Below are 21,264 nucleotides of genomic sequence, written 5' to 3' on the forward strand. Positions count from 1 at the left end.
CTTACAACCGCACTTTTTTCATGGCCAGGCCAACTCCGCCGATCTTCCACAGGTAGCGGAGGTCGCTCGCCTTCTTCATCAGGGCGGCGGTGCTGCCGAACAGCTTTTTCGAACCGACCATGCCGATGCCTTCGCCTTTGCCGAGCGATGCGAGGGTACCCTGCAGCGCAGGAACGAACGGCTGCATCACTTCACCGCGAATCAGGGCCGCCAGGTTGTCGCCCAAGCATTCACCTTCCTGGACAGCGATCTGGGCGGTCGGCGGATACGGACGACCCTCAGCGTTAAAGATCAGCGCGCAGTCGCCGACGACAAACACGTTTTCGTAACCCGGCGCGCGCAGGTACTCGTCAACCTTCACGCGGCCGCGCATAACTTCAAAGCCGGATTTCTCCACGATGCTGTTGCCGCGCACACCCGCCGCCCAGACGACGGTTTTCGACTTGATCTCTTCGCCGTTCGCCAGCAGGACGCCATTTTCGGTGCATTCCTTGATCGGCGTGCCGATCTTGAATTCGATGCCTTTGCGGCTCAGGACGTCCATCGCGTAGTTGACCAATTCCGGATCAAAGCCAGGCAGGGCGGTCGGTGCCGCTTCGATGCAGTAGATTTTGACCAGTTCCGGATCGACGTCAAACTCTTGGCACAACTCCGGAACGCGGTCGGCCAGCTCGCCGCAGAACTCGATGCCGGTGAAGCCTGCGCCGCCCACCACAAAGGTGAGGTAATCGGTGCGCTCCGGCTCATTTTTGTACTTGGCGAACATGTACTCGATGTGCTCGCGGATCTGGCGCACAGCGTTGATGCTGCGGATGCTGAACGCGTGTTCTTTCAAGCCCTGGATGCCGAACGTTTCCGGTTCGCTGCCCAGACCAATCACCAGGTAGTCGTAGCTGAGCACTTCACCGCTTTCCAGGGTGACAGTTTGTTCTTCCGGCTGGATGGACTGAACGGTGCCTTTTACAAAGTTCACCTTGTTCATGTCGATGATCTGATCCAGGTTGACGCGGGCGTGGTCAGCAGAGGCGGTGCCAGCAGCCGGCTCGTGCAGCCAGGTGGTGATGTAGTGGTAATTGTGCTTGTTGACCAGCGTGATTTCCGCTTCGTTGTAATTCAGCTTTTTCTGCAGCTTCAGCGTGGTCAGCAGGCCTCCGTACCCGGCGCCGAGGATGAGAATTTTGGGTGTGCTCATGGTATCCCTTCCATTCGTGTGGTGATAGTCATTTCCTGGAAGTTTGTGCGAAATTTCACGTGATTGGATACTCTTAAGATGCCCTATGCGGCTGCTCCAGTATGAACGGAATAATTGCCCTGTCAGATCTGCTGCCCCAATCTGTGAAAAAATGCACAATCCAGGAAACAAAAAATTTTGTCAAATTCGTTACATTCACACTCATATTAAAAGGAGTCGACAAGATTTTCAAGTGATTTCTGACCTATCCCACTTTTTTCCCTTCTTTTTTTCGTTTACAGGTATGGTTATAATAGGAAAAGATGCTTTCAGAATATTTCGGAGGTGCTTGAGATTGAATCTTCTGCAAAAGGACGAGCAGGTGTATGACATTACCATTATCGGCGGCGGACCTGCCGGTTTGTTTACCGCATTTTACGGCGGGATGCGACAAGTTAGCGTGAAGATCATCGAAAGCATGCCGCAGCTTGGCGGACAGCTTTCTGCTCTGTACCCGGAGAAATACATATACGATGTGGCCGGGTTTCCGAAAGTGCTTGCCCAAGACCTGATCAACAATCTGAAAGAACAACTCTCCCGGTTTCAACCGACTGTCTGCCTGGAGGAAAAGGTGGAAAACGTCGAGAAGAAACCGAATGACATTTTTGAAATTACCACCGACAAAGGCATTCACTACTCGCGGGCGGTCATCATTACCGCCGGCGTGGGCGCGTTTGAGCCCCGCAAACTGGAACATCCTGACGCAGCCAAGTACGAAAATGCCAACCTGCACTATTTCGTCACCGATCTGAACTCCTTCAAGGGACAGCGCGTCGCAGTCGTCGGCGGCGGAGACTCCGCCGTGGACTGGGCGCTGATGCTCGAACCGATTGCCAAGGAAGTCACCCTCATCCACCGCCGCGACAAGTTCCGCGCTCACGAACACAGTGTCGAAATGCTGATGTCCTCCAGCGTAAAAGTCACCACGCCGTATGAAATCGCCGCCCTGCACGGCGACGAACGCATTGAACGGCTCACGATCGTCAACAACGTCACCAAGGAAGAACGCGAGCTGGAAGTGGACGCCGTCATCGTCAACTTCGGCTTCATCTCTTCGTTGGGACCGATCAAGAACTGGGGACTGGAACTGGAAAAGGGAGCCATCCTCGTCAACTCCCGCATGGAGACCAACATCCCGGGAATCTACGCGGCCGGCGACATCGCCACCTATCCGGGTAAGGTCAAACTGATCGCCGTCGGCTTCGGCGAAGCGCCTACCGCTGTAAACAACGCGGTCGCCTACATTAATCCGGATGCGAAACTGCAGCCCGGCCACTCCTCCAGCATGGACAATTTCAAATCGTAATCCATGGCCAAAAGCGCCCTGTCAGCCGTCATCTTCGGCTGGACAGGGCTTTTTTGTCATCCATCTGCGCGGGACTGCCTGTGCTGCAGCTCCAGCCGGTCTGCATAGGGGATGCGGCCCCGGCGCACAGTAGGGAAAGAACCACACCACAAGAGAAGGAGGGATACAACAGGCCATGGACCACCTCTGCCCTATCTGCAATGGCCTCGTGCCCTACCAGGAGACGTGCCCCCGCTGCGGCCGCCCGTTGGACGATGCCGGACGGCTGTATGACTACTACGGCGATTACAGCCCGTACCGGGAGATCGACGACGCCAAGCTGAGCAACGGCTTTCCCGATCGGCTCCACCACCACTGTCTGCATGTGGGCTGGTGTCCCGCCTGCCGGCAGGAGCATCTGTCGGTCATCGAGGAGTGGAGCGCTCAAGCGCTGCATGACCAGTCCCCCTAGACCTTTTTTAAGCGGTGCAGGTGAATCTCCTGGCGGTAAAGCAGACGCCACCATCCGTGTTGACCAACACGAACACGCAGACCCGTTCCACGAAAAAAGGACGCGCACCGGGACACGTCCTTTTTTTGGTTCCAATTGAACCGGAAAACGAACCGGAAAATCAGCCCGCTAGTTTTTCGTTTCTTCCAGCTTTTTGGCGAGGTGCTGGTTAACCGTTTTTACCTCGTCCAACAGCTTCGGCAGCACTTCCTTGATCTTCGCGGCGTCACCGGATTGGATCGCGGCGTCAAACGCCTCGTGGGTCTGTTTAAACTGCTCTCTCACGGTGCGCATGGCTTCCGCGTCTTTTGCATCGTGCTCGCCAAAGTTCTTGACGCGCCATTCCTTCAACTGCTGCTTCATCTGCTCGCGGGTGATTTGGCCATTTTTCACCTGCTCGTGCAGTTTTTCTTTCAGCGCTTTCCATTCTGCCCGCAACGTTTGTTTGTCTGCGTCCTTGCCGTTTTGCTCCCGCGATGCCTTCAGCCGTGTCATCAGGCGTTCCCGTTCGGCAAAAGCGGCTTTCCACTCGTCCACGCGGTCCGGTGTGTACTTCTCGGCCAGCAGGGTCAGGTACATCTGACGGTGCGCATTCAGGTGCAACCCGCAGCGCCATTTATGCTTGTAGTGTTCAAAGTGATGCTCGTGATGCTTGTGATCCCCGCCGACCTCTCCGCCGGGGATGAGCGTTGCCGCCGGCCGCGCCTGGATGTCGGCTGCGTACACGCCGGCCGGAATCGCCAGACCCGTCACGAGTGCTGTCGCCAACAAGTGTTTTTGCCAACGTTTCATCTTTCATCACTCCTTTTCGCGTACCGATCTGGTCGTAGTGCTTCCCGGCTGCGGGTGACAGCCTGCGCAATCAGCGATTGGCTAGCGACTGTGGACAAGCGGCGCGAAATCATGGCTAAAGCGGCCGCAGCCCGTCCCTGTCCAACCCCAGTCTCTCCACCAATCCCATCTGTTGGAGATCGTTCCGGGTTTTCGGCGTACCCAGCCGGTAAATCATGCGGTAAATCTCGCGCAGGTTGTCGTCGTATTCATCGTTGTCCCGATCCGGCATGTCGCTCCACAAGGTATGACCGTGCATCCACATCATGAAGTCCCCGTGCGCGCAGTGATTGAACAGGTCGCGCAGCATCCCCGCTTCCACCTCGGTCGCCTCGATCTCAAAGTCGTAGGTGGAATCGCCCTTGACGTCGCGGATCTCGGCCACGGTCGTACCCGACTGCAGCGTGATGTAATACCGTTTTCTTTCCAGGGCCATCAACTCCTTTGCATCAAACTCGGCCCTGCCGTAAGCGGAGCCTGTGGAGATTGCATGCACGCATTCCCTTTCTATCATGCGCGGGGCAGAGGGAAAATATGTATCTCGCAATCTAAAAAAATTGTAATTCTGCAAGCATTTTTTGCCTTGACGCCGCACATGAAGACATCTTATACTGACCTCGTTGGTGATAATGATAATCGTTATCATACATGCATTATTCCGATTTTTTAAGGAGGCTCATCCATCATGAAGTTTCATTTGCTCAAACCACTCACCAGCACGACCTTGATTGCCGCGCTTCTCACAAGTGCAACACCCGTCCTCGCCGCTCCTGCCGATACGGGTGCAGCCGAAACTGCTGCTGCTGCTCCGTCAGAAATTTCCGACCTCACACTTGAGCAGGCGATCGATAAGGCTATTTCCAGCAGCATGGACCTGAATCTGCTCAAGCTTGACAGTGAATCCGCTTATTACACGACACTCCAGGCCCTTATGGGTACGAGAAACACAAAAGTCGAATCCGTCAGAACCTTGAGCAGTGCCAAATCAAAATTTGAGACGGAAGCCGACGCCATCAGGGATTACAAGGTCGCAGAATCCAACTGGAGGATAAAGGAAAACGATGCCCGCCTCAATGTACACAAGGCGTATTATGAGGTACTGGCAGCGAAAGAGAAGGCCGACCTGCAAAAGAAATACGCCGACGCGAAGTACGGTGACAACAGCGACGCTCAGAAAACACTCCGCGAACTGGAAGAAACGTATCGCGAGGCGCTTGCCAAACTGAACCAACTGATGAACGAAAAAAGCGACCAGGCGTGGAATCTGGCAGCCGTGGATTATTCCACCTTCCAACTGCTCCCGATCGAGGAATACAAAAAAATCGCCCATCAAAAGCGGCCCGATCTGGTGAAGGCGTCTGCTGAAGTCGCTTTTTACCAAGCCAAGGTAAACTACATCCGCGAGTACGCCGCCCTTAGCACATACCCGGGGCGCATTGCGCAAATTGAGCTGAAAAAGTACGAGCTGCTGCTGCAATCGGCCCAACGGAAAGCAGACGCGGAAATCACAGCCAACTACGAGAAAGTGGTTCAGGCGAAACAAGCCTTGGAGGAAAGCATCGCAAGCCAAAAAGCGGCAGAAGAACGCTACCGTCAAACCTACATGGACTACCTGAACAAAACAGCATCCGCATCTGAACTGGCCAATCGGAAAGAAAAATGGCTGGACAGCATTGCCGAACGCATCGATACCACACACCAATACAACGTTGCGGTAGCCACTTTGCAGCATTCCATCGGATTTTAAGTCAAACAAAAGCGTGGCGGTCAAGAACGTGTACACACGTTCCGTTCGCCACGCTTTTTCGTGCTGCTGCACTTCTATAGGTTTGTTTTCCGTATCGTTTATTTTACCACAAGTGTGGCCAGCATTTTGCCGTGATCGGGACCGCAGAGGACGTTGCAGAAGATTTTGTACTCGCCCGGCTTGTCGACGGTCAGCGTCTTGCTGCCCTCGTTCTGGATGTCCACGTCCAGCCCTTCAATGCCGATGCCATGGAACCCTTCGGTCGACTTGAAGTTAATCGTAAACGGTTCACCCGCTTTTACTTCAAATGTATCCTGATTGAACTTCCAGTTGCTCGCCTCAATGTTGATCGCCGTGCTGGCCTCCGCTGCCGCAGGTTGGCTGTTTCCTTGAGACGCTTCCTGTTTGTCGCCGCCGCAGCCTGCCAACATGACGGACAGGACTGCTGCCGAGATCATGAAACCCCACATTTTTTTCATAAGACACCCTTCTTTCATGCAATGTCTTTACGTTCTACAATTTCATTGTAACGAACGAAGCCAGTCCAGAATCTGCCAACCTGTGAACGAATCTTGACGAACCGGCGAACGATTGGTGAACGCCGACCAGCGGACGATGCCCTACCCGCGCTTCTGATCGCTGCCGTACTTCTCGCTGTCCCTGCGGGTGCTCCACCAGCTCAACGCTCGCTGTTGCAGTTCCTTGACAAACGCGTCTTTGCCGGCGACATACGCAGCAACATCGGCGGAACACCGCTCCGCCAAACGCAGTTTCAGGCCACGGTAGGCCGCCGCTTCCGCCGGATGGGCCGTCAGATACTCGCGAAACGCCAGAAGGCGGATCACCTCGCCGCTGCCCTGTTGAAAGACATGGACATGATGAGTCCGCTTGTCGCCACCTTTGCAGAAGTAACGCCGCCCAGGGATGCCGTTTTCGCCGCGCGCTTCGTAGCCCAATGACTCCATGCGGCTGCTGCGGGCATCCACGTTCTCGATTCGGTCCACCTCCACCAGGATGTCGATAATCGGTTTGGCCGCCATGCCTGGCACCGACGTACTGCCGATGTGATGAATATCCCGTACGGCACCGCCCAGGGCCTCCCTGATCTTCGCCGCTTCCTCCCGAAACAGCTCCGGCCAGCGGTCGTCGTACGCCACAACCTCCACGGTTCGCATCAAATCGCCTCCCGCTTCTCTTTCCTCTTCCCCTGCCCAAACTCCTTTTAGCGGGTAAACAGGGCACGATCCGCTATGTATCTCAACGGACAGCAAGGTCAAGATTCCCCGGCAAAAAGAGAAACCCTCGCGGCATCGCATGACCGTCATGCAATGCCCACGAGGGTAGCGTCCTCTCGTCTGGCGTCTTACTCGTCACACTTCTCCGGCTTGCCCTCGGCCAGCGCCGTTCGGAACGACGCGCCGCAGCCGCAGGAGGCGACCGCATTGGGGTTGTCGATGGAGAACCCGCCGCCCATCAGCGATTCCTTGTAGTCGATTCGCGTACCTTCAATGTATAGATAGCTGTCCTTGTCGACAACAATCTTGATGCCATCCTGTTCGAAGGTGTGGTCACCTTCCTTCATTTCCTGATCCCAGCCCATTCCATAGGTAAAGCCGCTGCAACCGCCCGGACGGACGCCTACGCGCAGGAACAGGTTGGGATTGTTTTCCGCAGCCAGCATCTCCTTTACCTTCCGACTGGCTTGTTCCGTCAATGTAATCATCTCGTTACCCTCCTTTACCGGCGGTTTCCATTCCATGCTTGCACCACGCAAACGCCGTGTTCCTGATAACAGGGTGCCGCTTTCTGCTTTCAGTATACAAAAGGAAGCCGCGTTTTCTCAAGGCTGCCCTGCACTTCGGGCGCCTGCCCCTTCCCCCTGCAACACGCAGCGAAACAAAAAAAGAGGGATGCCCCCCTTTATGCAAAATGCGCTTTGTTTTCCAACAAGAAAACGCGATACGGTTTTGACTTCTTCACTACCTTAGACAGACTATGATCCAATTGGTTTAGTTCGTTGTGAAGTTGATCAATCTGCTTACTGTATGCCAGAACATCAGGATGATCCAACCCAAACTCTAACCCCATTTTCACCATATCCTGTCGAAGGAGTTCGATTTTTTCTAGTACCATATCTCGCATTGCTGAAGCTCCTCCTCAAGATGGATAAGGCGTACAAGCCTTCGTTCCACTTCCATTTTACAGGAACCACAGCCATAAGGCAATCAAAATTTCCTTATTAACCAAGAATATGCAGGGTTTTTGGTGAAATTTGCAAAAATTTTACAGTACGTGCGTTGCTAAACTTCTGATATTGTTCCACCTTCCCAAGAGGTTTATAATATAGATGCTTTTGTGAACGATTGACGGATCTGCCCTGATCATTCGCATCAGGGCAACGGACCGGACGAAATCTGAGAAGGGAAGTGTTCGGATGGCGCTTGATACGTTAACCATCCAAGACCCAGCGCTGGCCGGTGTGTCGGAAAAAGTCATTCGCGGCGAGCGGCTTACACTGGAAGACGGCCTGACGCTGTTCAACTCAAACGATCTGCTGACCATCGGCCAACTGGCCAACCTGGTCAATCAGCGAAAAAACGGGAATAACGTCTATTTTATTCAAAACATGTACATCAACCCGACCAACGTTTGTGAGGCGCACTGCAGGTTCTGCGGTTTCCGTCGAGATCTCGGGGAAGACGGCGCATACACGATGAGCATGGACGAACTGCTCCACTACGTCGGCACGCGGTATCGCGAAGGCATCCGCGAGTTCCACATCGTCGGCGGCCACAATCCGCATGTGCCGTTTGACTATTACGTAGACACGATCCGCACCCTGAAAAAGGCGTACCCGCACGTGACGATCAAAGCGTATACCGGCGCAGAGATTGAATTCTTTTCCCGCCTCTCCGGCCTGTCCATCAAGGAAGTGCTGCAGGAACTGATGAAAGCGGGCCTGGAAACCCTGACCGGGGGCGGCGCGGAAATCCTGACGGAGCGGTACCGCATGAAGATGAGCCCGGAAAAGGCCAGCACGGACATGTACCTTGAAGTGCACCGCACGGCTCATCAGCTTGGCCTGAAGACCCACACCACGATGCTGTACGGCTCCATCGAGACGCTGGAGGAGCGCCTGATCCACATGATCCGCCTGCGCGAACTGCAGGACGAGACCAACGGCTTTTTGGTGTTCATCCCGCTGGCGGTGCAGCCGATCAAGGCAACGGCCGGCATCAAGCGGCGCAACTCGGCGATTGACGACCTGAAGACGATGGCCATCAGCCGCCTGATGATGGACAACTTCCAGCATATCAAGGCGTACTTTATCAACATCGGCACGCAGTTGACGCAGGTGTCCCTGACCATGGGCATGTCCGACGTGCACGGCACGCTGATCGAAGAGCGCATCAGCCACTCCGCCGGCGCGCTGACCCAACAAGCCCTCACCGTCGACGAACTGGTCTGGCTGATCAAGGGAGCCGGCAAACGCGCACTGGAACGGGACACGTTCTACAACGTCATCAAGGAACACTAAAAACCAGCCGCGCGGCACGACATGCCGTCATCCCTCACTGCAAGCTGACGCCTCTCTTACGGGCGTCAGCTTGTTTTGTATTGCCCCGCTTCGGATGGTCGTTCCGGAAGGTTCGCCAATCACGTTCAGGTTCGTCTGCATTCGAATTCAACAAAAAAGGGCACGCCGATCATTCAGCCGTGCCCTCTTCATCTCCCTGTCGCTAAAACGGGAATCCGTCATCCTCTTTGTCTTCCTGCAGCTTTTTTTTGATGGCCGCCAGCAGCTCCTCTGCGGTAGCCGCCTGGACCAGCTCGCCGTTCACCAGCGCAAACGGCTGCATGTAGCATTCGCCGCAATAGCCGAGGCAGCCGTACTCCAGCACGTCCACATCCAGCTCGGGATCGTGTTCCAGCGCCTCCATCACGTGCTTTGTATAGGAAGAGACGTTGCTCGCGCAAAATTCAACTAATGGCTTCATCTACTTTTTCACCTGCCGTCAACATGGACTGTTCTCGCCATCGAGGCCGTAAGACCCTTCCCCTATCATAGCAAACCAAGTCCTGTTGGCAACTGGTTTTCCCCTTGGCAGGTGCAGTTATCCGCGAATGGACGGGGAAAAAGATTCTGCTTGCAATTTGCGCAAAAGAGACTAACAATAGAATGGGTGCTGTAAAATAACGGACTGAAGAAAGGACTAGACCTTCTATGAAACGACTTGTGATCCTTGGCGGAGGGTACGGGGGTCTGCGGATTATCGAGCGGGTCCTGTCCCCGGATTTACCTGACAATGTCTTTGTGACACTTGTGGACCGGATGCCGTTTCACGGCTTGAAAACGGAGTATTATGCCCTCGCGGCGGGAACGGAACCGGAAAAAGCCGTGCGCGTCCCGTTTCCAAGCGATCCTCGTTTGACGATCAAATTCGGGGAGGTAACCGGCGTAAACATGGACGAGCGGATCGTCACATTCGCAAACGGCGACACCCTCGCCTACGACTGGCTGGTTATCGCGCTCGGATGTGAAGACCGTTATCATGATATCCCGGGAGCGGAACAATATACCCACTCGATTCAAACCATGAACGCGACCCGCAACACGTACACAGCCATCAACAACCTGGGCCCGTACGGTACAGTGACGATCATCGGCGGAGGGTTGAGCGGCGTAGAGCTGGCCTCCGAACTGCGGGAAAGCCGCCCGGACCTGAACATTCGCATTGTGGACCGCGGTCCGAGCATTCTCAGCCCGTTCCCGAAAAAACTGCAGCAGTACGCCTCCCAGTGGTTTATTGAACACGATGTGCAGTTGGTCTCCATGGCCAGCGTGACCCGCGTCGAGCCGGGGGTGGTCTACAACCACAACGAGCCGGTGGAAACCGACGTCACCGTCTGGACGGCCGGAATCCAGGCCAGCCGCATCGTGCGCGCTCTGCCGATCGAGAAGGACAACATCGGCCGTGCCAAGCTGAACCAGTATCACCAAATCCCCGAATATCCCAACGTGTACGTGGTGGGCGACTGTGCCAGCCTGCCCATCGCCCCGAGTGCCCAATCGGCGGAACTGCAGGGTGAACAAATCGCCATGATGCTGAAAAAGGACATCAAGGGCGAAGAATATCCCGCTTCCCTGCCGGACATCAAGCACAAGGGATTTCTCGGCTCGCTGGGCAAAAAGGAAGGCTTTGGCGTGATGGGCAAAGTCTCCCTGGTCGGCCAAATGCCCCGCGTGATGAAGAGCGGCGTGCTGTGGATGTACAAAAAGCATCTCGGATAATGCGCAGCAAGATGAACAAAAAGCCTTTCGGTATCTCGCCGAAAGGCTTTTCCCTTAAATGCCGTTATCGCTTTTGCACGCGCAGGACAGGAATCTTCTTTAACTCGTAAGTTCCCTCCAGGATGCCGTCGTGAATCACGTTCAGCTTGAGCAGACTGGCGATTTTTCCGGCGTCCGCCCGGGACATCAGCCGCCACAGCGATGGATCAGGCAGGGCGTTGTAAACCCGTTCATCGTGATACTCCCGCCGCTCCTGATAGTGGATGGTCAGCTTGTACGCCCCTGCTTCGGCACCTCCGCTATCCGCATATTCCGCCAACAGTTTCTGCCTCAGGTCGTTCAGCTCTTCCTCGATTTTCTTTTGTGCCTCTTTCAGCTCGTAATAGCGAGCCAACTGCTGTTCCATGCAGGGCCCCTCCTCGATTACGGTTTTTCCTCTGGATGTATATGAATCGGGTGGGACAGGTAGAACTCTCGTCCTGAGAGGTAGTAGCATAATTTTAGAAAATTATGAAAACAATTTTGTTCATTTGCAATGAAGCCGACACCTGCAATAGGTGGCGACAAGGATTATGCCAGTATCTTGCTTCTTCCGTGCGACACCCCGCATACAAACGAAAACGAGCGGGATTGCTCCCGCCCGTTCTTACTTTGCCTCGTCGAGCGGGGGTACCCCCAGCTCTTCCAACTTGGCGTATATATCTTTCAGTTTCGGATTTCCCTCACCGACAATTTCCCCGGAAATTACGACAAGCGGATACCACAAATCTTCTTCCACAATCCGTTTGGCCCAGCTTTTGTCATCTTCTGTCTCGGGTTGTTGAAAGTCCTTGTAGACGATTCGGACGCTGTCGTTTCCGTATTTGCGTGAGATAGCCGCCTGCAGCCATTCGGCCGTCTCCTTGGCCGACGGCAGGTTGACACAGCTCGCACACAACTGCTCGGTACCGTAGACCTTGATTTCCACGCTCATCTGCCATGCCCCCCTGCTGATCTTTCCTGTGTCTTTAGGAAAGAGCTTGTTCCAGGTCGTCAATCAAATCCTGTACGTCTTCAATCCCTACTGAAATGCGGATCAAACCGTCCGTGATGCCCAATTGCGCCCGCCGCTCGGCCGGAATGGAGGCGTGGGTCATGCGGGCCGGGACGCTGATCAGGCTTTCCACCGCCCCCAGCGATTCCGCCAGCGTAAAGTATTTCACCTTGGCGAGCACTTCGTCTGCTCGTTCGGCGCTTCCGACGTCAAAGGAGATCATGCCGCCGAAGCCGCGCGCCTGCTTTTTCGCCAGCTCGTGGTTGGGGTGGCTGGGCAGGCCGGGGTAGATGACGCGTTTGATGTCGTTCCGCTCGGCCAGCCAGTTGGCCAGTGTCCGCGCGTTTTGCTCGTGCTCTTCCATGCGTACGCCCAGCGTCTTCATCCCGCGCAGCAGCAGCCAGGAATCCTGCGGCCCGAGGATGCCGCCGATCGCGTTTTGCAGGAAGTGCAGCTCTTCGCCCACCTTGGCGTCTTTGGCCACGACCAGGCCGGCCACCACGTCACTGTGTCCGCCCAGGTACTTGGTGGCGCTGTGGTAGACGATGTCGGCGCCCAGTTCAAGCGGATTTTGCCAGTACGGGGTCATGAACGTGTTGTCCACCAGCAGCAGGATGTTGTTCGCTTTGGCGATCGCCGACAGAGCGGCAATGTCGCTTACTTTTAACAGCGGGTTGGTCGGTGTTTCCATGATGATCGCCTTGGTTTCCGGGCGAATGGCCGCTTCCACTGCAGCCGTATTGCTCGTTTCCACGTAGGTGGCATCCAGTCCCAGGCGGGAAAAGACGCGGGTAATCACCCGGTACGTGCCGCCGTATACGTCGTCGCCCACCACCAGATGATCTCCTTTGGAGAACAGGGAGAGTACCGTGGACAGAGCGGCCATGCCGGAGCCAAATGCCAGGCCGCGCGCCCCGCCTTCCAGCTCCGCGATGTAGGTTTCCAGCGCGTGGCGAGTCGGGTTGCCCGTGCGGGAGTACTCATAGCCCTTGTGCTTGCCGACTGCTTCCTGCTTGTATGTGCTGACTTGATAAATCGGAACGGAAACGGCTCCCGTATGGGGATCTCCCTCAATTCCTCCGTGGATCAGGCGTGTTTTGATCCGCATCTTATACTCCTCCTTGGTAGATTTTTTTGCTCAGATAACGCTCGCTGCCGTCGGCAAACAAGGTGACGATGTTGGTTCCCGGCTTGGCTTCCCGCGCTTCCCGCAGTGCAGCCGCCATCGCCGCACCCGCCGAACTGCCCACCAGCAGTCCCTCTTTGGCGGCCAACTGTTTGACCATCTCAAAAGCGTCCACATCCAGGATGGTGTGGATGGCGTCAAAGTAGCTCGTGTCCATAAACGGCGGCAAAAACTCCATCCCGATTCCTTCCGTCTTGTGCGGACCGGGTTCGCCGCCGTTCAAAATGGAGCCTTCCGGTTCGACAATGACGGTTTTGATGGACGGCTTTTGTTCTTTCAGGTAGCGGGCTACCCCCATGAAGGTGCCGCCAGAGCCGGCCCCCGCCACAAACACGTCCACTTTCCCATCCATTTGTTTCCAGATTTCCGGTCCCGTCGTTTTGTAATGAGCTGCCGGGTTGGCCGGATTGGCAAACTGTTGGGGTACGAATGCGCCGGGAATGGATGCCGCCAGTTCCTGTGCTTTGGCGATCGCTCCTTTCATGCCCAGTTCGGTCGGCGTATTCACCACTTCCGCACCCAGTGCGCGCATCAGTTCCTGCTTTTCTTCGGAAAACTTGGCCGGCACGCAGAAGATTACGCGATAGCCGGTACCGATCGCTGCCAGCGCCAGCCCGATTCCCGTGTTGCCGGCCGTCGGCTCGATAATCGTACCGCCCGGCTTCAGCTGCCCACTCTCTTCGGCGGCGCGGATCAGTTCCAGTCCCAAGCGGTCCTTGACGCTGCCGCCCGGGTTGAAATACTCCAGTTTCGCAAACAGTCGAACGCCTTCCGGCAGATCAAACTGTGTCAGTTCGACAATCGGCGTGTTGCCGATCAGTTCCTTCACGTTACGGTATACGTTCACGACACCGACCCCTTATCTTCTTGTTCCTTTTCGCTCCTCTATTATAACATGAGGCCAAGCGAAAAAGTCCATGCGGCACGCCGCCCGGGTTCACGATCCGCGGCAAAGTGCCGCTTCGGGCGCATCGGTCATGGATTTATCGGCTCCAGGGGAGTATAATAGAGGGAGGTTGGAAAGGAGTGAAATTCCCATGGACATGTTCGATCAAGTACAGGAAGTCCTTGACAAACTGCGTCCGTACCTGCAGCGCGACGGCGGCGACGTACAGCTCGTCGACGTAGAGGACGGCGTTGTGAAACTGCGCCTGATGGGTGCATGCGGAAGCTGCCCTTCTTCCACGATCACGCTGAAGGCAGGGATCGAGCGCGCACTGCTGGAAGAAGTGCCGGGAATCAAAGAAGTACAACAAGTATTCTAATCGAGCAAAAGCCCTTACCGGTTTTACGGCCGGCAAGGGCTTTTTACTTTTTCAGCAGCAGCGCCTTGCGGAAAAAAGCGGTCACTCGCTTTATGTACTCGTCCGGCATCATGGCGAAGCTGCGCACATGGCCCGCCTGCGGCACCAGCCAAAGCGCGGAATCCGGGTGAGCGGCGAGCTTCCGAAGCTGTTTGCTATTGCTGCACGGCACGGTTTCATCGCCGGTGCCGTGAATGAACAGGATCGGCTTGTTGGCCCGCTTCACTGCCATGTACGGCCTGACCTCCGACGGATTGGCCCGGAGCATGATTGGACTGAGCGTCAGAATCAACCAGTTGAACGGTACCCGTGGCAACCCTGTCCAGTGCGGCAGGTTTTCCTGCAAATACTCGCGCAGCGAATAAAACGGCGAGTCGGCCACCACGGCCTGCACACGCTCGTCTGTGCAGCCGACCAGAAGCGAAGTGGCTGCCCCCATGGAAAACCCGATCAGACCGATCTTTTGCCCGGGACGCCTTTGTTCCACGTAATCGATCGCCCCCCGCAGGTCCTGCTGCTCGCGAAGACCGATCGTCGTCAGGGCAGGAGTTGACTCTCCCGCATTGCGAAAGTCAAACATCAGCACGTCGTATCCGGCAGCCAGCAGCCGGGCGGCCAAAGCCAGGGCAGGCAGATGCGGTTCCAGCCGGTTTTGCCCGTAACCGTGGGCAAAGACGAGCGTGCAGCCGTTGCTGTCGTGTCCATTGGCTTCCGCCGCGATGTACCAGCCGCTCAACGTGATGCCGTCCTCCCGGCTGGGAAAGGTGACAGATTCCACATGGCCGATGCCGAAGCGGGACGGCTCCATGTCCACCGGCTTGCGGGGCGGGTGCGTCAATTTCCAGGCTACGTACAGCGACACGGCGGCCGTGCATGCCGCTGCCAGCACCAGACCGGTCACCGTCGCAATCATCCAGTTCATACGGGGGTTACAGGCTCCTCTCCGCTCAGCACGGCGGCGATGTTGGCCGCAGCCAGCCGAGCCATTTCCAGCCGCGTCTGATATGTTGCGCTGCCAATATGCGGCAGGGCCACGACGTTGGGCAGCGACAAAAGCGGGTTGTCCAGCGGCACGGGCTCCTGCTGGAACACGTCCAGACCGGCCGCCCAGATTTGTTTGTCGACGAGAGCCCGGTAGAGTGCCGCCTCGTCCACCGTGCCGCCACGCGACACGTTGACAAACACTGCGGTCGGTTTCATCAGGGAGAACTCCCGCTCGCCCATCAGATTCCGCGTCTCCTCCGTCAGCGGCGTCAGCAGCACGACGTAGTCCGATTCCCGGAGCAGTTCGTCAAATGGCGCATACTGCGCACCTGTCGTTCGCTCCGCATCCGGACGGCGGCTGCGGTTGTGATAGAGAATCCGCATGCCAAAACCCGCCGCCCGCCGGGCTACTGCCTGTCCGATGCGGCCCATGCCGACGATGCCGAGCGTCGCTCCGTAGATGTTTTGCCCGACCATCAGGTACGGGTTCCAGGATGTCCACCCGCCGGCCAACAAAAAGCGGTTGGCCTCCACCAGCCGTCGGCCCGCCGCCATCAGCAGGGCAAAGGCCAAATCGGCGGTCGCCTCCGTCAACACGTCCGGCGTGTTGGTCACGATGACGCCATGTCGTTTGGCCGCCGCCACGTCGATATTGTCGTAGCCGACGGCCATGTTGGCGACGATCCGCAGCCGTTTTGCCCGCATCAGCAGTTCCTCGTCAATCCGTTCCGTCAGCATGGTCAAGAGAGCGCTGGCTTCTTCCGCCTTTTGCAGCAGCACGTCTCGGGGGATGGGACGATCCTCCGCCCACACTTCCACGTCCGCCACCGCCTCCAGCATGGCAATGGCTTCATTCGCCACTTGCCTCGTCACGTACACCATCGGTTTTGTCATCAGCAGGCCTCCACAACCAGTCAATGTGCGGAACCGGCGCCCCGTATCGCTGCGCAATCGTCTGCGGGTAGCGGCGAAGCGCCTCTTCCATGTTGATCAGTTCTTCCTCCAAAAGTTCTTTCCACGCCGCGGCGTCCACTTCCTGCCTATCTTCCCACGGCAATGACCGATACGTCTCCACCAGTTTGAGAAAACGCCCGGGGTACAGCATCAGGCCGTAGACCACGGCGTATTCGGATTCCAACAGCGGGCAGACGCTGTTGTACCCGTCCAGGAAATGAGTCACGACGTCTTCCTGCCAGCCGTTTCGCCGCACGGACGCCTTGATCCACTGGCCGATGTCGCGCGCCCGCATATCGAGCACCCAGTTCCATTCGCCGCAGACATAGCGAACGTAGTCTTCATTCCACAGGATATACCCCTCATCAAAATTTTGGTAGGCTACTTTGCCGCAGTGGGCTGTTTCCTTCACCACGCTGTCGTAACCGGCATGGTACAGGTACTGCACCGCCGTCTCCCCCAACTGATTCACATAGGTGTAACTGGTCAAAAGATACTCGTCAAACGGGAAGATCTCACCGTCCGCTTCCTCCATGTCCTCCCGGTACCCGTTGTACTCGCGCAGTTTTTTCCGCCACATGACGGGCCAACGCCCAAGCGTGGAGGATGACGAAAACAGCTTGTCGCTCTTGAACGAACGGGTCGCCTGATGAAACTGGGCAAGCGCCTGCCCTGCGGCAAACGCCGGATCGTCCGGAACCCCTTCCCGCACACCACGGTACAGGTAGAAAATCTGATCGTCGCTGATGACGTACGGGTATCCCTCTTTCGACTTGACCAGCGTAAGCATGTTCACTTCCTGCTGCTGCGCCAGTTGTTTTTTCACCCGCTCGATAAACCTGCTTTTGTATTTGAATCCCGCCGGCGCGGTATACAGGTAAAACAGCCCCTGATCCGTCTCCAGCACGGTTCCCGCCCCTGCTGATCGGCAGCCGTGCAGGGAAAATCCGTACGCTTCTTCCAGCAAGGCTTTGTACTCCATGAGAACAACCTCCCCACACACCTTCTCATGGAGCATGGTATGTAACGCAGGCGGGATAGGTGCCTATCTCGTTGCAGATACTACCGACGTGCACATGCCCTCACACCTGCCTGACCGGCACGCGCCGCAGGCAGATTCCCAAAAAGCGGTGGCGAGAGGAGGACAGCGGTGAACGGCAACAATCCGCTCAACAGCTACACGTGTTACGACGCCGTCGTCTCGCTGCTGGAACAGCGCGGCGTCCACATCGACCACATTGCCGAGATTGTCATGTTTCTGCAAAAAGACTACATTTCCAACCTCTCCATGGACACGTGCCGCGAAAGCGTGCAAGCCGTACTGAAAAAGCGGGAAGTACAGAACGCCCTTTTCACCGGCATTCAGCTCGACATGCTGGCCGAAGAAAAGAAACTAATCCCTCCGCTTCAGGAGATTATCGCCTCGGATGAACCGCTCTATGGCGTGGACGAGGTGCTGGCGTTTGCCGTCGTGAACCTGTACGGCAGCATCGGATTCACCAACTACGGGTACGTGGACAAGCTCAAGTACGGCAAGCTAAAGGATCTAAACGACAAACGCTTTGGCGTCCACACTTTTCTGGACGATCTGGTCGGAGCCATAGCTGCGGCGGCGTCCAGCCGCATCGCTCACCGCCAGAAACAAGCGGAGGAAAACTGCCTACCCCCCGATTCTTCCGAGCCAATCGGCTAGATCGGATGCGATGTGCGTGGGACGGCAGGGATGCGTCTCCACGTCCTCCCGCGTGGAATAACCGGTCAAGACCAGCAGGCTGTCCATGCCCGAGCAGTTACCCGCGGCAATGTCGGTATCCAGGTTGTCCCCGACGATCAGCGTCTCCCCGGCGCTCGTGCCCAACCGCGTCAGCGCGTAGTCAACGATGATGCGCTCCGGTTTGCCGACGACTACCGGCTTGACTCCGGACGCCGTGGAGACAGCTGCCACCAATGAACCATTGCCGGGAAACAAGCCTTGTTCGGTCGGCAGAGCGGCATCGGCGTTGGTGGCGATCAGGTTGGCTCCTTGCCGGATCGCCCGGGCAGCTGTCGTCAATTTGGCGTAATCAAACGAACGGTCAATCCCCACCACCACGTACCGGGGACGCTCCTCGCTGATTGTAAAGCCGCTGGCTTTCAGCTGCGCAATCAGTCCCTCTTCGCCGATCACATACACCGGCGTGCCTGCCGGGGCCAGCTCCTTGAGATAGTGGGCGGTCGCCATTGCAGAGGTATAGACCTCTTCCGGCTCCGCGTCGATGCCCAGCCCGGTCAAGCGCGCCGCCACCTGCTCCGGCGAAGCGGACGAATTGTTGGTCAGATACAGGTACGGAATCCCCTGTTTGCGCAAATGCTGGACAAACCGGGCAGCTCCCGGAATGGCCTCCCTGCCGCGATAAATGGTTCCGTCCAAATCCAGCAAATACCCCTTGTACTGCTTCATGCTGCCTCATCCTTTCCCCGTTCACAACAAAATCCACCCGGCGACGAGTGGATTTACGCACGTTGTCATTCTGTTAGGCTTGCTTCGCTTCCTTGATCTCAAACACGCATTTTTCTCCGCCCTTGGCCATGCAGGTAGTCTGTACCACGTCGGCTTTCAGCACACGGCGGAACAGGGAGAGCTCACAGTTGCACGCCTGGTTGAATTCGCGCGCCACTTGGGAGATGGGACAGTTGTACTCGCGGATGCGGTAGCAGCCGTTTTGTTCGTCCTTTTCCCACTCTACCATATAGCCCTTTTCGTTTTGCAGTTCGGCCAGCTTGGCGACACGCTCTTCCAGGGACTCCTGCTGGATCTGCTTGCGGTATGCTTCTTCCAGACGGTTTTCCCGGCGGCGGAACAGCATTTCCACCTTTCCGATTCCGTCCATTGCTTCCAAATCGCGCAAAAAGTCGAGCGTCAGATGAGAGTAGTTGCGCGGAAACAGCTCATCTGCCTCCTGCGACAGCGAATAGACATTGGTCGGGCGTCCCATCGCTTGGCGTACCAGCGTCGATTTGATCAGATTGTCCCGCTCCAGCGTATTCAGATGACGCCGCACAGCCATCTCCGTGATCCCCAGCTGGACTGCCATGTCGCTGACGGACAGCGAGCCTTTTACTTTGAGCATGTTGAGGATCTGGTCGCGGGTGGAAGTTCCTTCGTTAGCCATCGTAATCACCGCCCTTTCTCTCTATTGTATCGAATCGGGCCTCTTTAGTAAACAAAAGAAAGTGTTTTGTATAAAAAATCCGCGTTTCTCGCCTTAAAACAGTTCGTTTTGCAGATACGTACGCACAGCCGGCTCAAACTGGCGCAGCGTCGGCAGGCTGTCCTGCACCAGCGCCACCATTTCCGCCGCCGGCACGCTGGTATACTGGTTGACCAGATGACGGCGGAACTCCACCACGTCTGTCAGCACCCGCGCCTGCTCGTCGCTGATGACCCGCTCATCCCGCAAAATTTCCACAATGTCGGTATAGCTGCCGGGATCGCGCATGATAAAGCCGTCAATCAGTGCGTTGCCCACGTCGATCACCGCCTCAATGGACAGATGCAGCGCCCTCTCCATCGCCGCCTCGGCCACTTCGTCGGCGAGAACGTCATTCGCTCCCCGGGCCGCCAGCTTGTCCAGCAGGTCGAGCATCCGGGACATGTGTGTCAACACTTCGTCGATCTTTTTCGTATTTACGTCGTACATGGGAGATCTCCTTTATCACTTTCGCTTTTTCGCTGCCCATTTTGCATACAATACGGTAATGACAAACGTCAGCACCAATACCAGAAGAACCAATTCCCCTTGCCGCAGATAGGAATCGTTCATCACCTTCACCTCTTTTCATCATCAGTATACCAAAATTGTCTGCACTGTCACGAATCCCCCTCTCAATTGTGTTACAATGAGGGGTGAGTTTTTGGCGGGACAAAGGGAGGATACAACACAGTGGAACGCGAACTGGCACTGGAAGTGGTGCGTGTAACGGAAATGGCAGCGCTGGCCTCTTCCCACTGGTTGGGGCGCGGCAGGAAAAACGAGGCCGACGACGCGGCGACGAGCGCCATGCGCGCCATGTTTGAGACGATCAACATGCGCGGAACGGTTGTGATCGGCGAGGGCGAGCTGGACGAGGCGCCGATGCTTTACATCGGCGAAAAACTGGGGCATCCGGACGCGACCGGTCCGGAGGTGGACGTGGCCGTCGATCCGTTGGAAGGTACCACGATTGTCGCCAAAGGACACAACAACGCGATGTCGGTCGTGGCCATCGGCGACAAGGGGACGCTGCTGCACGCCCCTGACATGTACATGAGCAAAATGGCGGTGGGCAGGCGGGCCGCCGGCAAGATCAGCCTGGACGACCCGGTGGAAAAGATGATCGAAGTGGTGGCGGAAGCCAACAACAAGCGCGTTCAGGACGTCACCGTGATCATTCAGGAACGGGAGCGCCATCAGGCAATCATTGATGCTGTCCGGGAAAAAGGAGCGCGCGTCAAACTGTTCGGCGACGGCGACGTGGGCGCAGCCATCGCGGCCTGCATGCCGCATACGGGGATCGACTTGTTCCTCGGCACAGGCGGCGCACCGGAAGGCGTGATCAGCGCGGCGGCGATCAAATGCCTCGGCGGCGACATGCAGGCCAGGCTCCGGCCGCAAAACGAAGCGGAACGGCAGCGCTGCATCCGAATGGGGCTGGCTGATCCGGAGCAGCTGCTGACCCTGAACGATCTCGTCAAAGGAGACGACGCGATCTTTGCCGCTACCGGCGTTTCGGACGGAGAACTGCTGCAGGGCGTCCGCTACCTTGGGGACGACATGGTCGAGACCCACTCGATCGTGATGCGTGCCAAGACCAAAACGATCCGCTTTATCCGCGCGCTGCACAATCTCACCCACAAGCCCAATCTCGTGTGGAAGTAAGGGGGAA

At 56.6% G+C, this 21,264-nt stretch carries 27 protein-coding genes; 8 read left to right on the plus strand and 19 right to left on the minus strand.

All coding sequences use genetic code 11. The features are described 5' to 3' along the window. Position 1 precedes the first annotated feature (1 nt). Positions 2 to 1,192 (minus strand): NAD(P)/FAD-dependent oxidoreductase, encoded by a 1,191-nt coding sequence (locus tag KDN35_RS03900; protein ID WP_212132129.1) that lies wholly within the window; start codon positions 1,190 to 1,192, stop codon positions 2 to 4. Positions 1,193 to 1,526: 334 nt separating this feature from the next. On the opposite strand from KDN35_RS03900, the gene KDN35_RS03905 reads away from it, so the two are divergent. Beyond that, on the plus strand, positions 1,527 to 2,537 hold the full coding sequence (locus KDN35_RS03905) for an NAD(P)/FAD-dependent oxidoreductase (protein WP_171567462.1): 1,011 nt from the start codon (positions 1,527 to 1,529) through the stop codon (positions 2,535 to 2,537). Between the two features lie 175 nt (positions 2,538 to 2,712). Beyond that, positions 2,713 to 2,988 carry a hypothetical protein gene (locus KDN35_RS03910; RefSeq protein WP_212132130.1) on the plus strand — a complete coding sequence of 92 codons (276 nt, stop codon included), beginning with the start codon at positions 2,713 to 2,715 and terminating at the stop codon, positions 2,986 to 2,988. Between the two features lie 168 nt (positions 2,989 to 3,156). Here KDN35_RS03910 and KDN35_RS03915 read toward each other — a convergent pair whose 3' ends face one another. Together KDN35_RS03915 and KDN35_RS03920 are read right to left on the minus strand one after the other, a co-directional pair. Further along, positions 3,157 to 3,819, minus strand: coding sequence for a hypothetical protein (locus tag KDN35_RS03915; protein WP_212132131.1), 663 nt, complete (start codon positions 3,817 to 3,819; stop codon positions 3,157 to 3,159). Between the two features lie 115 nt (positions 3,820 to 3,934). Continuing rightward, positions 3,935 to 4,354, minus strand: a complete 420-nt coding sequence (locus KDN35_RS03920; protein WP_304415131.1) for a hypothetical protein — start codon at positions 4,352 to 4,354, stop codon at positions 3,935 to 3,937. A gap of 189 nt (positions 4,355 to 4,543) precedes the next feature. On the opposite strand from KDN35_RS03920, the gene KDN35_RS03925 reads away from it, so the two are divergent. Beyond that, positions 4,544 to 5,605, plus strand: coding sequence for a TolC family protein (locus KDN35_RS03925; RefSeq protein WP_212132132.1), 1,062 nt, complete (start codon positions 4,544 to 4,546; stop codon positions 5,603 to 5,605). A gap of 98 nt (positions 5,606 to 5,703) precedes the next feature. Here the strand turns inward: KDN35_RS03925 and KDN35_RS03930 are convergent, their stop codons facing one another. The 4 genes from KDN35_RS03930 to KDN35_RS03945 form a co-directional block, all read right to left on the minus strand. Continuing rightward, positions 5,704 to 6,084 (minus strand): cupredoxin domain-containing protein, encoded by a 381-nt coding sequence (locus tag KDN35_RS03930; protein WP_171567459.1) that lies wholly within the window; start codon positions 6,082 to 6,084, stop codon positions 5,704 to 5,706. 141 nt (positions 6,085 to 6,225) lie between these two features. Continuing rightward, entirely contained in the window at positions 6,226 to 6,780 is a 555-nt protein-coding gene (locus KDN35_RS03935; protein WP_171567458.1) for a GrpB family protein, read from the minus strand. Positions 6,781 to 6,968: 188 nt separating this feature from the next. Beyond that, positions 6,969 to 7,328: an iron-sulfur cluster insertion protein ErpA gene (erpA, locus tag KDN35_RS03940; RefSeq protein WP_029098401.1), complete on the minus strand. Its 360-nt coding sequence runs from the start codon at positions 7,326 to 7,328 to the stop codon at positions 6,969 to 6,971. A 197-nt stretch (positions 7,329 to 7,525) separates the two neighbouring features. After that, entirely contained in the window at positions 7,526 to 7,747 is a 222-nt protein-coding gene (locus tag KDN35_RS03945; RefSeq protein WP_171567457.1) for an aspartyl-phosphate phosphatase Spo0E family protein, read from the minus strand. 292 nt (positions 7,748 to 8,039) lie between these two features. Here KDN35_RS03945 and mqnE point away from each other — a divergent pair, with 292 nt between their 5' ends. Further along, on the plus strand, positions 8,040 to 9,143 hold the full coding sequence (gene mqnE / locus KDN35_RS03950) for an aminofutalosine synthase MqnE (protein WP_171567456.1): 1,104 nt from the start codon (positions 8,040 to 8,042) through the stop codon (positions 9,141 to 9,143). A 202-nt stretch (positions 9,144 to 9,345) separates the two neighbouring features. Here the strand turns inward: mqnE and KDN35_RS03955 are convergent, their stop codons facing one another. Continuing rightward, positions 9,346 to 9,603, minus strand: a complete 258-nt coding sequence (locus KDN35_RS03955; RefSeq protein ID WP_171567455.1) for a DUF1450 domain-containing protein — start codon at positions 9,601 to 9,603, stop codon at positions 9,346 to 9,348. Positions 9,604 to 9,830: 227 nt separating this feature from the next. On the opposite strand from KDN35_RS03955, the gene KDN35_RS03960 reads away from it, so the two are divergent. Further along, on the plus strand, positions 9,831 to 10,898 hold the full coding sequence (locus KDN35_RS03960; RefSeq protein ID WP_212132133.1) for an NAD(P)/FAD-dependent oxidoreductase: 1,068 nt from the start codon (positions 9,831 to 9,833) through the stop codon (positions 10,896 to 10,898). Positions 10,899 to 10,962: 64 nt separating this feature from the next. On the opposite strand, the gene KDN35_RS03965 is transcribed toward KDN35_RS03960, so the two are convergent. From KDN35_RS03965 to cysK, 4 genes are all read right to left on the minus strand, one after another. Further along, positions 10,963 to 11,304, minus strand: a complete 342-nt coding sequence (locus tag KDN35_RS03965; protein WP_212132134.1) for a hypothetical protein — start codon at positions 11,302 to 11,304, stop codon at positions 10,963 to 10,965. A 240-nt stretch (positions 11,305 to 11,544) separates the two neighbouring features. Next, on the minus strand, positions 11,545 to 11,871 hold the full coding sequence (locus KDN35_RS03970) for a YuzD family protein (protein WP_171566925.1): 327 nt from the start codon (positions 11,869 to 11,871) through the stop codon (positions 11,545 to 11,547). A 34-nt stretch (positions 11,872 to 11,905) separates the two neighbouring features. Further along, complete coding sequence (locus KDN35_RS03975) at positions 11,906 to 13,039, minus strand: bifunctional cystathionine gamma-lyase/homocysteine desulfhydrase (protein ID WP_212132135.1); 1,134 nt, start codon at positions 13,037 to 13,039, stop codon at positions 11,906 to 11,908. A 1-nt stretch (position 13,040) separates the two neighbouring features. Next, positions 13,041 to 13,964: a cysteine synthase A gene (cysK, locus tag KDN35_RS03980; protein ID WP_171566923.1), complete on the minus strand. Its 924-nt coding sequence runs from the start codon at positions 13,962 to 13,964 to the stop codon at positions 13,041 to 13,043. Between the two features lie 190 nt (positions 13,965 to 14,154). Between cysK and KDN35_RS03985 the strand changes: the two genes are divergently transcribed. Beyond that, positions 14,155 to 14,382, plus strand: a complete 228-nt coding sequence (locus tag KDN35_RS03985) for a NifU family protein (RefSeq protein WP_029098389.1) — start codon at positions 14,155 to 14,157, stop codon at positions 14,380 to 14,382. A 43-nt stretch (positions 14,383 to 14,425) separates the two neighbouring features. Here the strand turns inward: KDN35_RS03985 and KDN35_RS03990 are convergent, their stop codons facing one another. The 3 genes from KDN35_RS03990 to KDN35_RS04000 are packed head-to-tail and all read right to left on the minus strand — an operon-like array spanning position 14,426 to position 17,341. Next, positions 14,426 to 15,343 carry an alpha/beta hydrolase gene (locus tag KDN35_RS03990; protein ID WP_171566922.1) on the minus strand — a complete coding sequence of 306 codons (918 nt, stop codon included), beginning with the start codon at positions 15,341 to 15,343 and terminating at the stop codon, positions 14,426 to 14,428. Then, positions 15,340 to 16,299, minus strand: a complete 960-nt coding sequence (locus tag KDN35_RS03995) for a 2-hydroxyacid dehydrogenase (protein ID WP_212132136.1) — start codon at positions 16,297 to 16,299, stop codon at positions 15,340 to 15,342. Before KDN35_RS03995 ends, KDN35_RS03990 begins: the two co-directional genes overlap by 4 nt. Continuing rightward, on the minus strand, positions 16,256 to 17,341 hold the full coding sequence (locus KDN35_RS04000) for a hypothetical protein (RefSeq protein WP_171566920.1): 1,086 nt from the start codon (positions 17,339 to 17,341) through the stop codon (positions 16,256 to 16,258). The genes KDN35_RS03995 and KDN35_RS04000 overlap by 44 nt, the downstream gene beginning before the upstream one ends. A gap of 168 nt (positions 17,342 to 17,509) precedes the next feature. On the opposite strand from KDN35_RS04000, the gene KDN35_RS04005 reads away from it, so the two are divergent. Continuing rightward, entirely contained in the window at positions 17,510 to 18,052 is a 543-nt protein-coding gene (locus tag KDN35_RS04005) for a phosphatidylglycerophosphatase A family protein (protein WP_171566919.1), read from the plus strand. Here the strand turns inward: KDN35_RS04005 and KDN35_RS04010 are convergent. From KDN35_RS04010 to KDN35_RS04025, 4 genes are all read right to left on the minus strand, one after another. Continuing rightward, positions 18,020 to 18,799 (minus strand): TIGR01457 family HAD-type hydrolase, encoded by a 780-nt coding sequence (locus tag KDN35_RS04010; RefSeq protein ID WP_171566918.1) that lies wholly within the window; start codon positions 18,797 to 18,799, stop codon positions 18,020 to 18,022. The two genes, KDN35_RS04005 and KDN35_RS04010, sit on opposite strands and share 33 nt — an antisense overlap. A gap of 73 nt (positions 18,800 to 18,872) precedes the next feature. Further along, entirely contained in the window at positions 18,873 to 19,511 is a 639-nt protein-coding gene (locus tag KDN35_RS04015) for a helix-turn-helix transcriptional regulator (protein WP_171566917.1), read from the minus strand. A gap of 93 nt (positions 19,512 to 19,604) precedes the next feature. Then, positions 19,605 to 20,039, minus strand: a complete 435-nt coding sequence (gene hepT, locus KDN35_RS04020) for a type VII toxin-antitoxin system HepT family RNase toxin (protein WP_212132137.1) — start codon at positions 20,037 to 20,039, stop codon at positions 19,605 to 19,607. Between the two features lie 15 nt (positions 20,040 to 20,054). Then, the gene (locus KDN35_RS04025; protein ID WP_171566915.1) at positions 20,055 to 20,162 is read right to left on the minus strand and encodes an amino acid ABC transporter permease; all 108 of its coding nucleotides are present in this window, start codon (positions 20,160 to 20,162) and stop codon (positions 20,055 to 20,057) included. A gap of 120 nt (positions 20,163 to 20,282) precedes the next feature. Here KDN35_RS04025 and glpX point away from each other — a divergent pair, with 120 nt between their 5' ends. Further along, positions 20,283 to 21,257: a class II fructose-bisphosphatase gene (gene glpX, locus KDN35_RS04030; RefSeq protein ID WP_171566914.1), complete on the plus strand. Its 975-nt coding sequence runs from the start codon at positions 20,283 to 20,285 to the stop codon at positions 21,255 to 21,257. Positions 21,258 to 21,264 lie beyond the last annotated feature (7 nt).

It is taken from the genome of Brevibacillus sp. NL20B1, from assembly GCF_018195675.1.
Classification (GTDB): domain Bacteria; phylum Bacillota; class Bacilli; order Brevibacillales; family Brevibacillaceae; genus Brevibacillus; species Brevibacillus aydinogluensis.

Excerpts from the sequence above, each read along its gene's own strand:
- KDN35_RS03900 (WP_212132129.1), bottom strand. The coding sequence starts at position 1,192 with ATGAGCACACCCAAAATTCTCATCCTCGGCGCCGGGTACGGAGGCCTG.
- KDN35_RS03910 (WP_212132130.1), top strand. The coding sequence starts at position 2,713 with ATGGACCACCTCTGCCCTATCTGCAATGGCCTCGTGCCCTACCAGGAG.
- KDN35_RS03915 (WP_212132131.1), bottom strand. The coding sequence starts at position 3,819 with ATGAAACGTTGGCAAAAACACTTGTTGGCGACAGCACTCGTGACGGGT.
- KDN35_RS03925 (WP_212132132.1), top strand. The coding sequence starts at position 4,544 with ATGAAGTTTCATTTGCTCAAACCACTCACCAGCACGACCTTGATTGCC.
- KDN35_RS03930 (WP_171567459.1), bottom strand. The coding sequence starts at position 6,084 with ATGAAAAAAATGTGGGGTTTCATGATCTCGGCAGCAGTCCTGTCCGTC.
- KDN35_RS03935 (WP_171567458.1), bottom strand. The coding sequence starts at position 6,780 with ATGCGAACCGTGGAGGTTGTGGCGTACGACGACCGCTGGCCGGAGCTG.
- erpA (WP_029098401.1), bottom strand. The coding sequence starts at position 7,328 with ATGATTACATTGACGGAACAAGCCAGTCGGAAGGTAAAGGAGATGCTG.
- KDN35_RS03945 (WP_171567457.1), bottom strand. The coding sequence starts at position 7,747 with ATGCGAGATATGGTACTAGAAAAAATCGAACTCCTTCGACAGGATATG.
- mqnE (WP_171567456.1), top strand. The coding sequence starts at position 8,040 with ATGGCGCTTGATACGTTAACCATCCAAGACCCAGCGCTGGCCGGTGTG.
- KDN35_RS03955 (WP_171567455.1), bottom strand. The coding sequence starts at position 9,603 with ATGAAGCCATTAGTTGAATTTTGCGCGAGCAACGTCTCTTCCTATACA.
- KDN35_RS03960 (WP_212132133.1), top strand. The coding sequence starts at position 9,831 with ATGAAACGACTTGTGATCCTTGGCGGAGGGTACGGGGGTCTGCGGATT.
- KDN35_RS03965 (WP_212132134.1), bottom strand. The coding sequence starts at position 11,304 with ATGGAACAGCAGTTGGCTCGCTATTACGAGCTGAAAGAGGCACAAAAG.
- KDN35_RS03970 (WP_171566925.1), bottom strand. The coding sequence starts at position 11,871 with ATGAGCGTGGAAATCAAGGTCTACGGTACCGAGCAGTTGTGTGCGAGC.
- KDN35_RS03975 (WP_212132135.1), bottom strand. The coding sequence starts at position 13,039 with ATGCGGATCAAAACACGCCTGATCCACGGAGGAATTGAGGGAGATCCC.
- KDN35_RS03985 (WP_029098389.1), top strand. The coding sequence starts at position 14,155 with ATGGACATGTTCGATCAAGTACAGGAAGTCCTTGACAAACTGCGTCCG.
- KDN35_RS03990 (WP_171566922.1), bottom strand. The coding sequence starts at position 15,343 with ATGAACTGGATGATTGCGACGGTGACCGGTCTGGTGCTGGCAGCGGCA.
- KDN35_RS03995 (WP_212132136.1), bottom strand. The coding sequence starts at position 16,299 with ATGACAAAACCGATGGTGTACGTGACGAGGCAAGTGGCGAATGAAGCC.
- KDN35_RS04000 (WP_171566920.1), bottom strand. The coding sequence starts at position 17,341 with ATGGAGTACAAAGCCTTGCTGGAAGAAGCGTACGGATTTTCCCTGCAC.
- KDN35_RS04010 (WP_171566918.1), bottom strand. The coding sequence starts at position 18,799 with ATGAAGCAGTACAAGGGGTATTTGCTGGATTTGGACGGAACCATTTAT.
- KDN35_RS04015 (WP_171566917.1), bottom strand. The coding sequence starts at position 19,511 with ATGGCTAACGAAGGAACTTCCACCCGCGACCAGATCCTCAACATGCTC.
- hepT (WP_212132137.1), bottom strand. The coding sequence starts at position 20,039 with ATGTACGACGTAAATACGAAAAAGATCGACGAAGTGTTGACACACATG.
- KDN35_RS04025 (WP_171566915.1), bottom strand. The coding sequence starts at position 20,162 with ATGAACGATTCCTATCTGCGGCAAGGGGAATTGGTTCTTCTGGTATTG.